The 13,470-nt window shown below is 61.0% G+C and carries 10 protein-coding genes; 2 read left to right on the forward strand and 8 right to left on the reverse strand.

Going from position 1 to position 13,470, the window contains the following annotated elements:
• Window positions 1–15 precede the first annotated feature (15 nt).
• The gene (locus B3N48_RS03795; RefSeq protein WP_296179599.1) at window positions 16–1,506 is read right to left on the reverse strand and encodes a leucyl aminopeptidase; all 1,491 of its coding nucleotides are present in this window, start codon (window positions 1,504–1,506) and stop codon (window positions 16–18) included.
• Between the two features lie 305 nt (window positions 1,507–1,811).
• Here B3N48_RS03795 and lptF point away from each other — a divergent pair, with 305 nt between their 5' ends.
• On the forward strand, window positions 1,812–2,930 hold the full coding sequence (gene lptF, locus B3N48_RS03800) for an LPS export ABC transporter permease LptF (RefSeq protein ID WP_296181569.1): 1,119 nt from the start codon (window positions 1,812–1,814) through the stop codon (window positions 2,928–2,930).
• Entirely contained in the window at window positions 2,923–3,984 is a 1,062-nt protein-coding gene (lptG, locus tag B3N48_RS03805) for an LPS export ABC transporter permease LptG (protein ID WP_296179601.1), read from the forward strand. Before lptF ends, lptG begins: the two co-directional genes overlap by 8 nt.
• A gap of 215 nt (window positions 3,985–4,199) precedes the next feature.
• Here lptG and B3N48_RS03810 read toward each other — a convergent pair whose 3' ends face one another.
• The 7 genes from B3N48_RS03810 to B3N48_RS03840 form a co-directional block, all read right to left on the reverse strand.
• A complete protein-coding gene (locus B3N48_RS03810) occupies window positions 4,200–4,691 on the reverse strand; it encodes an RDD family protein (RefSeq protein WP_296179603.1) in 492 nt (163 codons plus the stop codon).
• A gap of 96 nt (window positions 4,692–4,787) precedes the next feature.
• Window positions 4,788–5,000 carry a cold-shock protein gene (locus B3N48_RS03815; RefSeq protein ID WP_003175786.1) on the reverse strand — a complete coding sequence of 71 codons (213 nt, stop codon included), beginning with the start codon at window positions 4,998–5,000 and terminating at the stop codon, window positions 4,788–4,790.
• 392 nt (window positions 5,001–5,392) lie between these two features.
• A complete protein-coding gene (gene gcvT / locus B3N48_RS03820) occupies window positions 5,393–6,517 on the reverse strand; it encodes a glycine cleavage system aminomethyltransferase GcvT (RefSeq protein WP_296179684.1) in 1,125 nt (374 codons plus the stop codon).
• A gap of 70 nt (window positions 6,518–6,587) precedes the next feature.
• A complete protein-coding gene (locus tag B3N48_RS03825; RefSeq protein ID WP_296179687.1) occupies window positions 6,588–7,964 on the reverse strand; it encodes an L-serine ammonia-lyase in 1,377 nt (458 codons plus the stop codon).
• Window positions 7,965–8,140: 176 nt separating this feature from the next.
• Window positions 8,141–10,999: an aminomethyl-transferring glycine dehydrogenase gene (gcvP, locus tag B3N48_RS03830; RefSeq protein ID WP_296179689.1), complete on the reverse strand. Its 2,859-nt coding sequence runs from the start codon at window positions 10,997–10,999 to the stop codon at window positions 8,141–8,143.
• Window positions 11,000–11,009: 10 nt separating this feature from the next.
• Entirely contained in the window at window positions 11,010–11,393 is a 384-nt protein-coding gene (gcvH, locus tag B3N48_RS03835) for a glycine cleavage system protein GcvH (protein ID WP_296179693.1), read from the reverse strand.
• Window positions 11,394–11,840: 447 nt separating this feature from the next.
• Window positions 11,841–13,349 carry a sigma-54-dependent transcriptional regulator gene (locus tag B3N48_RS03840; RefSeq protein ID WP_296179694.1) on the reverse strand — a complete coding sequence of 503 codons (1,509 nt, stop codon included), beginning with the start codon at window positions 13,347–13,349 and terminating at the stop codon, window positions 11,841–11,843.
• Window positions 13,350–13,470: the final 121 nt, after the last annotated feature.

Below are 13,470 nucleotides of genomic sequence, written 5' to 3' on the forward strand. Positions count from 1 at the left end.
GAGGTTCGGGGCGCGTTAAACGCCAGCGCGGTCGAGCAGGTATTGAGTCAGCAGTGGCACCGGACGGCCGGTGGCGCCTTTGTCCTTGCCGCCGCTCAGCCAGGCGGTGCCGGCAATATCCAAGTGCGCCCACTCGTACGATTTGGTGAAGCGCGACAGGAAGCAGGCCGCCGTGATGGTGCCGCCTTTCGGGCCGCCGATGTTGGCGATGTCGGCGAACGGGCTGTCCAGTTGCTCCTGGTATTCGTCGAACAGCGGCAGTTGCCAGGCGCGGTCGTCAGCGCGTTTGCCGGCTTCCAGCACCTGATTGATCAGCGCGTCGCTGTTGCCCAGCAGGCCGGACGTATGGCCGCCGAGGGCCACGACGCAGGCGCCGGTCAGGGTAGCGATGTCGATCACAGCCTGTGGCTTGAAGCGTTCGGCGTAGGTCAGTGCGTCGCACAGCACCAGCCGGCCTTCGGCGTCGGTGTTGAGGATTTCGACGGTCTGGCCGCTCATGGTCTTGACGATGTCGCCCGGGCGAGTCGCATTGCCGCTCGGCATGTTCTCGGCTGCGGCGATGATGCACACCAGGTTGATCGGCAGTTGCAGTTGCAGCACAGCGTTCAGCGTACCGAACACACTGGCGGCGCCGCACATGTCGAATTTCATTTCGTCCATGCCCAGCCCCGGCTTCAAGCTGATGCCACCGGTATCGAAAGTGATGCCTTTACCGACCAGCACATAGGGCTTTTCGCTTTTCTTGCCGTTGTTGTATTGCATGACGATCAGGCGCGGCGGTTGAGCGCTGCCTTGGCCCACGGCAAGGAAAGAACCCATGCCCAGGTCGGCGATTTTCTTCTCGTCGAGGACTTCGACCTTCAAGCCTTTATTCGCTTTACCCAGCGCCTTGGCCTGTTCGCCCAGGTAGGTCGGGTGGCAGATGTTTGGCGGCATGTTGCCCAGATCACGAGTGACGGCCACACCGGCGGCAATCGCTTGTGCATGCTTGGCGGCGCGCTCGACATCGGCCACGGTCGCCTTGGCAGTGAGCAACGTGATTTTCTTCAAGGCGCGCGGGTCGGCTTTCTGGCTTTTGAATTTGTCGAACACGTATTCGCCATCGACCAGCGTCTCCACCAGCAGGCGGTTTTTCCCGTAAATGTCGCGGTGCTTGACGTTCAGGTGATCCAGCGCGAAGGCCGCATCGGTGCCGCCCAGGCTTTTGAGGGTGTTCAGCACGCCGCTGACGAGCTTGCGGAATTGACGGTCGCCCAGCTCGGGCTCTTTGCCAGTGCCTACCAGCAGAACGCGGTCGGCCTTGAGGTTGGGCAGGCTGTGCAGCAACAGGCTCTGGCCGACTTTGCCAGCGATGTCACCGCGTTTGAGCACGGCGCTGATGGCGCCGCCGCTCAGGGTATCGATGCTTTGCGCGATATCGCTCAGGGTACGGCCTTCACCGACAGCGACAACCAATGTGGCGGTCTTCAAGGTTTCTGCACTGACGCTCTTAACAACCAATTCCATGTCGGGGTCCCCGAATAAACTGTGGGTTATCGCAAATGAATGCGCGACGCGACGGCTGCCAATGCCTTGCTGCACGGCGCTCGCGACAAAGCCCGCAGTTTGACCCCGCTGACGGACCGATGACAACCCCGTTAACTGCGCCCATGTCAGCTCGGGTTAAGGAAGTATCCGGCGCGCTCAGTGACAGACACGCCCAATCACAGGATAATGCCGCATATTTTTTCGCTGGTTCGCGGTCGCGCGTCCCATGATTGACCCATTTCCTTGTCAGGCTGTCAGAGCGTGACGACCCTGGAGTGTCTGGTTTGATTGTCTTCCGTTACCTGTCCCGAGAAGTGCTGGTTACCTTGAGCGCTGTGAGCGCCGTGTTGTTGGTAATCATCATGAGTGGCCGTTTCATCAAGTACCTGGCCCAGGCCGCCTCTGGTGCGCTTGATCCGGGCGTGCTGTTTTTGATCATGGGTTTCCGCCTGCCCGGGTTCATGCAGTTGATTTTGCCGTTGGGCCTGTTTCTCGGCATTCTCCTGGCCTACGGCCGCCTGTATCTGGAAAGCGAAATGACCGTGCTGGCCGCCACCGGCATGAGCCAGCAGCGCCTGCTGTGGATGACCCTCGCGCCAGCCGCGCTGGTTTCGTTGCTGGTGGCGTGGCTGAGTTTCAGCCTGGCGCCTCAGGGTGCGACCCAGTTCCAGTTGCTGATCAACAAACAGGACGCGATGACCGAGTTCGACACGCTAGTGCCGGGCCGTTTCCAGTTGCTGCGTGACGGCAGTCGCGTGACCTACACCGAGACCATGACCGACGACCGCATCAACCTCGGCGGCGTGTTCATCTCCGAAAAGAAGCTGGAAGAGAAGAAAGACCACGGCATCACCGTGCTGGTAGCAGAGAAGGGCAAGCAGGAAATCAAGCCTGACGGCAGCCGTTACCTGATCCTCACCAACGGCTACCGCTACGACGGCAATCCGGGGCAAGCCGATTATCGCGCGATCAAGTACGACACTTACGGTGCCCTGTTGCCGAAGCCTGATATCAGCGACGAAATCACCGACCGCGACGCGATTCCGACCACCGAGTTGCTCACGGGCGAGAGCAGTCTGCGAAACAAAGCCGAGCTGCAATGGCGCATGTCGCTGCCCATTCTGGTTTTCATCGTCACGCTGATGGCCGTGCCGCTGTCGCGCGTCAATCCGCGTCAGGGCCGCTTCCTCAAACTGTTGCCAGCGATTCTGCTGTACATGGCCTACCTGACCATCCTGATCGCCGCTCGCGGCGCGTTGGAAAAGGGCAAGATTCCCGGACCTCTGGGCCTTTGGTGGGTGCATGCGATCTTCCTCTTCATCGGACTGGGATTGCTGTACTGGGAGCCGTTGCGCTTGAAAATGAAGAGCCACCGCGACGCGTCGGAGGTGGCCCATGTCTAAGCTCGACGGGTACATCGGCAAGAGCGTATTCATGGCTATTCTGGCCGTGCTGGGCATCATTCTCGGTCTGGCCTCGCTGTTCGCGTTCATCGATGAAATGGCCGACATCAGCGACACCTACAGCTTCTGGGACGCGGGCAGCTTCGTGGTCATGACTGCGCCGCGTCGTCTCTACGACATGCTGCCGATGGCGGCGCTGATCGGCTGTCTGATCGGCCTGGGTGCGCTGGCCAGCAGCAGTGAGCTGACCATCATGCGGGCAGCGGGCGTGTCCATCGGCCGCATCGTCTGGGCGGTCATGAAGCCGATGTTGGTGCTGATGGTCGCGGGCTTGTTGATCGGTGAGTACGTTGCGCCGGTCACCGAAGCGTCTGCCCAGGCCGCTCGCTCGTTGGCTCAGGGCACGGGCGATGCGCAGAGCGCGCGTCATGGCCTGTGGCACCGTCAAGGCGACGAGTTCATCCACATCAACACCGTGCAACCCAACGGTTTGCTGTACGGCGTGACCCGCTACCGTTTCGACGATCAGCGTCACATGTTGAGCGCCAGTTTCGCCAAGCAGGCGAACTACAAGAAAGAGTATTGGCAACTCAAGGACGTCTCGACGACGGTATTCCACGAGGGGCGTACCGAGGTCGTGAACACACCGGAAGAGCGCTGGGACATCGCCCTCAGCCCGCAGCTCTTGAGCACGGTGGTGCTGCCGCCTGAATCGCTGTCAATGACCGGACTGTATGGCTATGCACGTTATCTGGCCGATCAGGGCCTGGCGAACGGGCGTTACTGGCTGGCGTTCTACACCAAGATATTCCAGCCGCTGGTGACCGTGGCGCTGGTGTTGATGGCAATTTCCTTCATTTTCGGTCCGCTGCGTTCGGTGACCCTCGGTCAACGGGTGTTCACCGGCGTGCTGGTGGGTTTCACCTTCCGCATCGCACAAGACCTTCTGGGGCCGTCAAGTCTGGTGTTCGGCTTCTCGCCGCTGTTCGCGGTGCTGGTGCCGGCTGGCGTGTGTGCGTTGGCAGGGGTGTGGTTGCTGCGCAGAGCCGGTTGATTGCAGCCTTGCTACTAACAAAGCCGGCCCGAGGGTCGGCTTTTTTGTGGGCAGCACTTCTGACTCGCAACAGGAGCGACCTTGTATTTGATGATGCGCGATCTACCGTTGGAGCCAGCTTGCCGGCGAAAGCGGCGTGTCAGTCGCTTGATATTTAGCTGATTCACCGCATTCGCCAGCAAGCCCGCTCCCACACACGTGAATCATGGTGATGCTCAGGTCTTCTTCTGCTTCGGGATCCGCACCAGTTGCGTTTCGGAATACAGGTCGTGCCAGCTGCGGTTTCGCTTGTCGATCAGGCTCCAGAAGAAGCCCAACCCCAGGCACAGCCATGATGCGATGGCGACCACGAAACGCAGTAGCGCCTGCCACAGACTGATGGCCGTACCGTCGGCGTTCTGCACGCGAATGCCCCACACCTGCATGCCCAGGGTTTGCCCGGCATGGGTCCAGAACGTGGCGAAGAATGTGAAGAGGGTGAACAGCAGCAGGGTCGAGAGCAGCGGGTCGCCGTCCAGTGCACCTGATTCAGACAGTTGACGCAATTTCTCCTCGCCGACAATCCCCATCCAGATCAGCTTATAGATGAAGGTCGTGACCATCAGGAGCGCGACGCACAGCAGCCCGTCATAGCAAATCGCGGCGAAGCGACGGCCCAGACCGGCAGGGGGAAAATCGCCTTGAGGATGCAGCTGAGGTCTGGGCACAAGCAGCGCTCATTCGCCGGGATGTGGCCAGTTTAATGAAACCCAGGCATAAAAAAGCCCCTGATGGTGACATCAGGGGCTTTTTGCTTCGGCGATTCAGGCTTCCGCTTGAACTTCGTCAGCCTGCATGCCTTTCTGGCCTTGCACAGCAACGAAAGTCACTTTCTGGCCTTCTTTCAGGCTTTTGAAACCGTTGCCTTGGATAGCGCGGAAGTGGACGAACAGATCCGGACCGCTCTCTGGAGTGATAAAACCAAAACCCTTCTCGTCGTTAAACCACTTAACGGTACCGCTCTGACGTTGAGACATTTTCTTATTCCTTGGAGCATAAATTAATGACAGTCACTTTCACTTGAAAGAGTACTGGGCTGGTTGCAGGAAGAAGAAACGTAGAGCGGGTGTAGCATTGCTTTTGGCGCTACTGCCCAGGTCACGATCCCAGCGACCTATGCAAACACAGTCGGGAAACTCTACGCTAACTTCCGTAACAAAAACAAGCCCCGGATAAGCCCGGTTTTAGGGGGGGTTCGGCCGTTTTTTAAAAACTTTTACCAAGGGCGGGGGATCGATAGTTTTTACTGTTCGCAGCATTCCATATGTGCGTTTTTTGACAGTTTGGTTGCTGTTTGAAACGCCTCAGACTGCGGCAGCCGAGCAGTGTTTTGCACTGTTGCGGTGCCACAGTTTTTTTGACGAGAGCGTCAGCCTCGGAAGTAACGCGGCGCAACGAAAGGCATTTTGCTGACCAGCAACGGCACTTTCTTTCCGCGAACGATGGCCCAGACCGGCGTCTCAAGGGCGCTGAATGCTGCATCCACATAGCCCATGGCCAGTGGTGCGCCCAGAGTCGGACCAAAACCACCGCTGCACACGCTGCCGATGACCTTATCGTCGGCGTCGACGATTTCAGCGCCTTCGCGAACCGGGGTGCGTTCCTGAGGCAGCAACCCGACCCGCTTGCGAGCTGCACCGCTTTGGTGCTGGGCGAAGATGTGCTCGGCGCCAGGGAAGCCGCCCGCGCGGGCGCCATCGGCACGACGCACTTTGGAAATGGCCCACAGCAGGCTGGCCTGGATCGGTGTGGTGTCGGGGTTCATATCGTGACCGTACAGGCACAGACCCGCTTCAAGGCGCAGCGAATCGCGGGCGCCCAGGCCAATCGGCGCGACTTCGGGTTCGGCCAGCAGGCGACGCGTCAGCGACTCGGCCTGATCGGCAGGGACGGAAATTTCGTAGCCATCCTCGCCGGTGTAGCCCGAGCGGCTGACGTAGCAATCAATGCCGTCGATCTGGACAGTGGTGTACTGCATGAACGTCATCTTCGCCACTTCAGGGGCCAGGCGTGCCAGTGCGGTCACGGCCTGAGGGCCTTGCAGGGCGAGGAGGGCGCGTTCTTCGAACAGCGGCGTGATCGTGCACTGATTACCGATGTGCGTGCGCAAATGCGCCAGGTCTTCGTTCTTGCAGGCCGCATTCACCACCAGCATCAATCGGTCATTGCCCAGATTGGCGACCATCAGGTCGTCGAGGATGCCGCCCGTTTCGTTGGTGAACAGCGCGTAACGCTGCATGCCGACAGGAAGGTCGATGATGTCCACCGGCACCAGCGTTTCGAGTGCCTTGGCGGCATTGGGCCCTTCCAGCAGAATCTGCCCCATGTGCGACACGTCGAACAGCCCGGCCTGGTCGCGGGTGTGCAGGTGTTCTTTCATTACGCCCGCCGGGTACTGCACGGGCATGTCGTAGCCTGCGAATTCGACCATCTTGGCGCCCAGTTCCCGATGCAGGGCGTTGAGCGGCGTTTTCAACAGTTCTGTGGTGGACATCGTTGACTCCTTGAATGCGTTGCCGGGCTCGTGACGCTAACTGCAGTGAGCCCGATGAGTGAGGCTGATATCAGCACTCGATAATGTTCACGGCCAGCCCGCCTCGCGCGGTTTCCTTGTATTTGCTCTTCATGTCGGCGCCGGTCTGGCGCATGGTGCGGATCACTTTATCCAGCGAGACGAAGTGCTGACCGTCACCCCGCAAGGCCATGCGCACGGCATTGATCGCCTTGACCGAACCCATCGCGTTGCGTTCGATGCAGGGCACTTGCACCAGGCCGCCGATGGGGTCGCAGGTCAGGCCGAGGTTGTGTTCCATGCCGATTTCTGCAGCGTTTTCGACTTGATGCACGTTGCCGCCCAGCACCTCGCACAGGGCACCGGCCGCCATGGAACAGGCCACGCCGACCTCGCCCTGACAGCCCACTTCGGCCCCGGAAATCGACGCGTTTTCTTTATAAAGGATGCCGATGGCGGCGGCCGTCAGCAGAAAGCGCACCACGCCGTCTTCGTTGGCACCGGTGATGAAGCGCATGTAGTAATGCAACACGGCCGGGATGATGCCCGCCGCGCCATTGGTAGGGGCCGTTACCACGCGCCCGCCGTTGGCGTTTTCTTCGTTGACCGCGAGGGCGTACAGGTTGACCCAGTCCAGCACGGACAAGGCATCACGCAACGCGGCTTCAGGGCTTTTGCACAATTGTCGGTGCAGCGCCGCCGCACGCCGTTTGACCTTCAGTCCGCCTGGCAAGATGCCTTCGTTGCGGCAACCTGCTTCGACGCAGTCCTGCATGACCTGCCAGATGGTCAGCAAGCCGGCACGGGTCTCGGCTTCCGGCCGCCAGGCGGCTTCGTTGGCGAGCATGACCTGGCTGATCGACAACCCGGTGCTTGCGCAATGGGCCATCAACTCCTTACCGGTCTTGAACGGATACGCCAGCGGCGTGCTGTCCTCGACGATACGGTCAGCGCCCGCCGCATCCTCATCGACCACGAATCCACCGCCGACCGAGTAGTACTCACGGCTGCGAATCTGTAGGCCAGCGCCATCGAAAGCACGGAAGATCATGCCGTTCGGATGGTAGGGCAGGGGTTTGCGAATCATCGCCAAGTGCTGCTTTTCGATGAATTCGATGCTGTGTTCGCCCAGCAGGTTGATGCGGTCGCTGCTGCGAATACGCTGCAGGCGTTCAGCGACGTGCTCGGTGTCGACGGTGTCCGGGTGTTCGCCTTCCAGTCCTAGCAACACAGCTTTGTCACTGCCGTGGCCTTTGCCGGTGGCCCCGAGCGAGCCGTATAGCTCGACCTTGACGCAGGCGGTGGAGGAAAGCAGGTCATCACGGCGCAAGCCCTCGACGAACCGCGCAGCAGCGCGCATCGGGCCCACGGTGTGGGAGCTGGAGGGGCCGATTCCAATCTTGAACAGGTCAAACACGCTCAGGGACATGGTCAGGCTCCGGGAGGATTCTTATTAGAGTGGGGCGCGTTTTGTAGGAGCCGGGTTGCTGGCGTAAGCAGTGTGCCCGACGCATCGGCGGCAGTGACCCACCGCTTTCGCCAGCAAGCCGGCTCCTACAGGTTTGGCGCTCCTATGCAATTGCATCGGAGCGCCTCAGACGCACGTTACGCGTAGTCTTCAATTGATGGGCATGCGCAGACCAGATTGCGGTCGCCGAACACGTTGTCGACGCGACCGACCGGAGGCCAGTACTTGCCTTCGATCAGCGAGGCAACCGGGTATACGGCCTGTTCGCGGCTGTACGGGTGAGTCCACTCGCCCACCAGCTCGGCGGCAGTGTGCGGAGCGTTCTTCAGCGGGTTGTCGTCTTTGTCCAGCGCGCCGCTTTCCACCGCGCGAATTTCTTCGCGGATCTTGATCATGGCGTCGCAGAAGCGATCGAGCTCTTCTTTCGACTCACTTTCAGTCGGCTCGATCATCAGCGTACCCGCGACCGGGAACGACATGGTCGGTGCGTGGAAACCGAAGTCGATCAGGCGCTTGGCAACGTCGTCGACGCTGATGCCGCTGCTGTCTTTCAGCGGACGCAAGTCGAGGATGCATTCGTGCGCCACCAGGCCGCTGGTGCCGGTGTACAGCACAGGGTAGTGCTCTTCCAGGCGGCGCGAGATGTAGTTGGCATTGAGGATCGCCAATTGCGACGCGCGTTTCAGGCCTTCGCCGCCCATCATTCGGATGTACATCCAGGTGATCGGCAAAATGCTCGCGCTGCCGAACGGTGCCGCACAGACTGCGCCTTCCTTGCGCGCCATCTGGCCGTGACCCGGCAGGAACGGCGCCAGGTGCGACTTCACACCGATCGGGCCAACGCCCGGGCCGCCACCACCGTGAGGAATGCAGAACGTCTTGTGCAGGTTCAGGTGGGACACGTCGCCGCCGAACTTGCCCGGCGCGCAGAGGCCGACCATGGCGTTCATGTTGGCGCCGTCGATGTACACCTGACCGCCGTTGTCGTGGACGATGCCGCAGATTTCGCGGATGCCTTCCTCGAACACACCGTGGGTCGATGGGTAGGTGACCATCAGCGCCGCGAGGTTTTCGCGGTGCTCGATGGCCTTGGCGCGCAAGTCTTCGATGTCGACGTTGCCACGGGAATCGCACGCCGTGACGATCACGCGCATGCCGACCATATTGGCGGTGGCCGGGTTGGTGCCGTGGGCCGACGATGGAATCAGGCAGATGTCGCGATGCCCTTCGCCACGGCTGGCGTGGTAGGCGCGGATAGCCAGCAGACCGGCGTATTCACCTTGCGAACCGGCGTTCGGTTGCAGGGAAATCTTGTCGTAACCGGTGGCGGCGCAGAGCATCGCTTCCAGCTCGTCCGTCAGTTGCTGGTAACCGGCGCTCTGTTCGGCCGGGGCGAACGGGTGCAGGTTGCCGAACTCGGCCCAGGTCACCGGGATCATTTCGCTGGCGGCGTTGAGCTTCATGGTGCACGAGCCCAGCGGGATCATGGTGCGGTCCAGCGCCAAGTCCTTGTCGGCCAGGCGACGCAGGTAACGCATCAGCTCGGTTTCGGAGTGATAACGGTTGAACACCGGGTGGCTGAGGATCGGCGACTGACGCTTCAGTTCAGCGGGCAGACGCGCTTCGACGCTGTTGGCCAGCGCGGCGAAATCAGGCAGGGCCTGGCCGTCGGTGGCAAAGAGGGTCCACAGCAGCTCGACGTCGGCTTGCTGGGTGGTTTCGTCCAGCGAAACGCCCAGACGCTCGGCGTCCACTTCGCGCAGGTTCACCTGCTGAGCACGGGCTTTGGCGTGCAGCTTGGCGGTTTTCGCGCCGGTCTTCACTGTCAGGCTGTCGAAAAAGAAAGCTTGCTCGACGTTCAAACCCAGTTCGCTCAAGCCCTTGGCGAAAATCGCGGTCAGGTGATGCACACGGTTGGCGATGCGGGTCAGGCCAACAGGACCGTGGTAGACGGCGTACATGCTGGCGATGTTGGCCAGCAGCACTTGCGCGGTGCAGATGTTGCTCGTGGCCTTTTCGCGACGGATGTGCTGCTCGCGGGTTTGCATCGCCAGACGCAGGGCTGTCTTGCCGAAACGGTCGATGGACACGCCCACCAAACGGCCCGGCATGTCGCGCTTGTAGGCGTCTTTGGTGGAGAAGTAGGCGGCATGCGGACCGCCGAAGCCCAGCGGCACGCCGAAGCGTTGGGCACTGCCGATAGCCACGTCGGCGCCAAATTCGCCCGGTGGGGTCAGCAAGGTCAGGGCCAGCAGGTCGGCGGCGACCGCAACCAAGGCGTTGACCGCATGGAAGCGCTCGACCAATTCGCGGTAGTCGATCACATCGCCATTGCTCGCCGGGTACTGCAGCAGAGCGCCGAAGAACTCGCTGACGTCGCCCAGGTCGCTTTCATCGGCCACGACGACTTCGATCCCCAGTGGCTCGGCGCGGGTCCGCAGCACGTCCAGGGTTTGCGGGTGGCAGTGGGAGGAGGCGAAGAATTTCTGGCGGCCTTTGTTCTTGCTCAGGCGTTTGCAGAACGTCATGGCTTCGGCAGCGGCGGTGGCCTCGTCCAGCATCGAGGCGTTGGCGATTTGCATGCCGGTCAGGTCGCTGATCAGGGTCTGGAAGTTCAGCAGCGCTTCCAGGCGGCCTTGGGAGATTTCAGGCTGATAAGGGGTGTACGCGGTGTACCAAGCCGGGTTTTCCAGCAGGTTGCGCAGGATCGGCGCTGGCGTGTGAGTGTTGTAGTAGCCCTGGCCAATGAACGTTTTGAACAGCTGGTTCTTCTGGGCAATGGCTTTGATGTCAGCCAATGCGTCGGCTTCGCTTTGTCCTGCAGTGGCGCCCAGCACGCTGGTGCCCTTGATCGTCTCTGGAATCACGCTGGCAGTGAGGGCTTCCAGCGAGTCGAAACCCAAGGTCGCGAGCATGGCGTGTTCGTCATCGGCACGTGGGCCGATATGACGGGCGATGAATTCGTTAGCGGTGCTCAATTCGATGCGATCAGTCATTACGCGTTCCTCAGGCTTCGGCGTTGGCTTTGATCAGACGGTCGTAGGCGTCCTGATCCAGCAATTGGCCGACGGCAGCGGCGTCGGAAGGGATAAAGCGGAAGAACCAGCCTTGGCCCAATGGGTCTTCGTTGACCAATTCGGGGTTGGCGTCCAGCGCGGGGTTGGTTTCGACGATTTCGCCGGTCAGTGGCATGTACACGCCGCTGGCGGCTTTGACGGACTCAACGGTCGCGGCTTCTGCGCCACGGTCGTAAGACTGTAGCTCAGGCAGTTGAACGAAGACCACGTCACCCAGCGCGTCCTGTGCGAATGCGGTGATGCCGACTGTGACGCTGCCGTCTGCCTCGGCGCGCAGCCACTCGTGATCTTCAGTGAAACGCAACTCGCTCATGGAAACTCCCCTGAATGAAAACTGCCCGTCGTTGGCGCGGGCATGATAGGAGGCCTGTAGCAAGATCGCGGCCAACCTAGCGCCAGGCCTGTAAATCAAGGGTTTCAACGGTGTTTAAAGATTTTCAGGAGCAGCAGGTGTAGCGAATTCGCTACAAATATGTGGCATTTGAAAACCGTTGCTGGATCAAGGCCTTGCAGAACGCGTTGATGGGCATTATGGAACGAAATCATTCCACCGTTACGAAATCGTTCCGCGGCTTGGGCTACGCTGGCTCCCGCAAGATCGTGCATGGTCATAAAGTCTGTGGCCGAAGCCGTGGTGTGGGAGCCGGCTTGGGGCGGGCCGCGATCGCACGAAAGCGGCATGTAGCCAATAGAGAGGTGAATGACACCACGCCTTCGCCAGCAAGCCGGCTCCCACAGGATTCACGGCCTGCCAGGTGATTCAGATTTTCCCGGGAATCCCGTACTTGCGCAGCCGGTGGGCGATGGCAGTGTGAGACGTGTGCAGGCGCGCCGCGAGTTGTCGGGTCGAGGGGTAGTGGTTGTAGAGCTTTTCCAGCAGCGATTTTTCGAAGTCTTCGACAGCGGCCTCCAGGCTTTCGATCTCGCCATCGCTTTCCCGGGCCACAGAGGTGCCCGCAATGTCCAGATCGCCGATGTCCACCAGCGCGCTTTCGCAAATGGCGGCGGCGCGGAAAATGACGTTCTGCAACTGCCGCACGTTGCCCGGCCAGCGGTTGCCGAGCAGCGCCGGGTAGGTGCCGGGTGCCAGGCGGCAGACGGGACGTTGAATCTGCGTACAGGCCTGTTCCATGAAATAGCGGGCCAGCAGCAGAATGTCCTGACCCCGTTCACGCAGGGGCGGGACTTCCAGATTCAATACGTTCAGGCGATAGAACAGGTCTTCGCGAAACGTACCTTCGGCCACCATTTTTTCCAGATTGCGATGGGTCGCGCTGAGAATGCGCACGTTGACCTGCACTTCCTTGTCACCGCCCACGCGACGGAAGCTGCCATCGTTGAGGAAACGCAGCAATTTGGCCTGCAGATAGGGCGACATTTCGCCGATTTCGTCGAGAAACACCGTGCCCTGGTTCGCCAGTTCCATCAGGCCGGGTTTGCCGCCTCTTTGCGCCCCTGTGAAAGCGCCGGGTGCGTAGCCGAACAGTTCGCTTTCGGCAAGGCTCTCGGGCAGTGCGGCGCAGTTCAAAGCCAGAAACGGCGCGCTGTGCCGGGCGCTCACGGCGTGGCAGGCGCGGGCCACCAGCTCTTTGCCGGTGCCGGTTTCGCCCTGAATCAACAGCGGCGCATCCAGTGCGGCCACTCGCTGGGCGCGGGCCTTGAGGGTGCGGATGGGCGTGGAGTCACCGAGCAAGGCGTCGAAGCCTTCAGCATGATCATGATGCAGTGCTGACAGTCGCTCGCCGATACGGCTCGGCAGATACAGCGTCAGCAGCGCGCCCGCATCGGTGATCGGCGTGGCGTCCAGCAGCAAGGCCTCGCCGTTGAGCGTGACTTCGCGCAATGGCAGGCGAAAGCCGTTTTCAAACAGGGCGGTGTGCAGGGCTGGATCGGAAAACAGGTCGCCCACCGACTCGCCCGCCGGTTCTCGCCCGCATAACGCGATCAGCGCCGGGTTGGCCAGCAGCACATGGCCCGCGCTGTCCAGCGCCAACACCGGGTCGGTCATCGCTGCGAGCAGGGCATCGAGTTGCAGGTGGCGGCGTTGGCCGGGAAGGATATCGACCACAGTGATCGCCTCGACGCCCCGTACCCGAAACAGCCGATCCTTGAGCTCTTCGAGGACTTCGTGGCTCAAGGTCGGCGCGTCGATGTAGACGTTGGGCGGCACCATTTCCACGGCATCCAGGTTCAGGTTTCGCCCGCCCAGAATCGCCAACACTTCCTGAGTGATGCCGACGCGGTCGATGAACGTAACGTGAATGCGCATGGGGAGGGCAAAGGTTCGGGCGGAAGACGGGGGCGATTATGCCAGTAAATGGACGCCTGATCGCGATGGCGTCGATGTGCTCGGCCGCTCTGGGAGTGAGCTTGCTCACGAAGGGGCCTGT

The organism is Pseudomonas sp. UBA1879 (genome assembly GCF_002338065.1).
In the GTDB taxonomy this organism is placed as follows: domain Bacteria; phylum Pseudomonadota; class Gammaproteobacteria; order Pseudomonadales; family Pseudomonadaceae; genus Aquipseudomonas.

What these genes read in the sequence shown, in the direction of transcription:
- B3N48_RS03795 (WP_296179599.1), bottom strand. Translation starts at nt 1,506, where the DNA reads ATGGAATTGGTTGTTAAGAGCGTCAGTGCAGAAACCTTGAAGACCGCC.
- lptG (WP_296179601.1), top strand. Translation starts at nt 2,923, where the DNA reads ATGTCTAAGCTCGACGGGTACATCGGCAAGAGCGTATTCATGGCTATT.
- B3N48_RS03815 (WP_003175786.1), bottom strand. Translation starts at nt 5,000, where the DNA reads ATGTCTCAACGTCAGAGCGGTACCGTTAAGTGGTTTAACGACGAGAAG.
- gcvT (WP_296179684.1), bottom strand. Translation starts at nt 6,517, where the DNA reads ATGTCCACCACAGAACTGTTGAAAACGCCGCTCAACGCCCTGCATCGG.
- B3N48_RS03825 (WP_296179687.1), bottom strand. Translation starts at nt 7,964, where the DNA reads ATGTCCCTGAGCGTGTTTGACCTGTTCAAGATTGGAATCGGCCCCTCC.
- gcvP (WP_296179689.1), bottom strand. Translation starts at nt 10,999, where the DNA reads ATGACTGATCGCATCGAATTGAGCACCGCTAACGAATTCATCGCCCGT.
- gcvH (WP_296179693.1), bottom strand. Translation starts at nt 11,393, where the DNA reads ATGAGCGAGTTGCGTTTCACTGAAGATCACGAGTGGCTGCGCGCCGAG.
- B3N48_RS03840 (WP_296179694.1), bottom strand. Translation starts at nt 13,349, where the DNA reads ATGCGCATTCACGTTACGTTCATCGACCGCGTCGGCATCACTCAGGAA.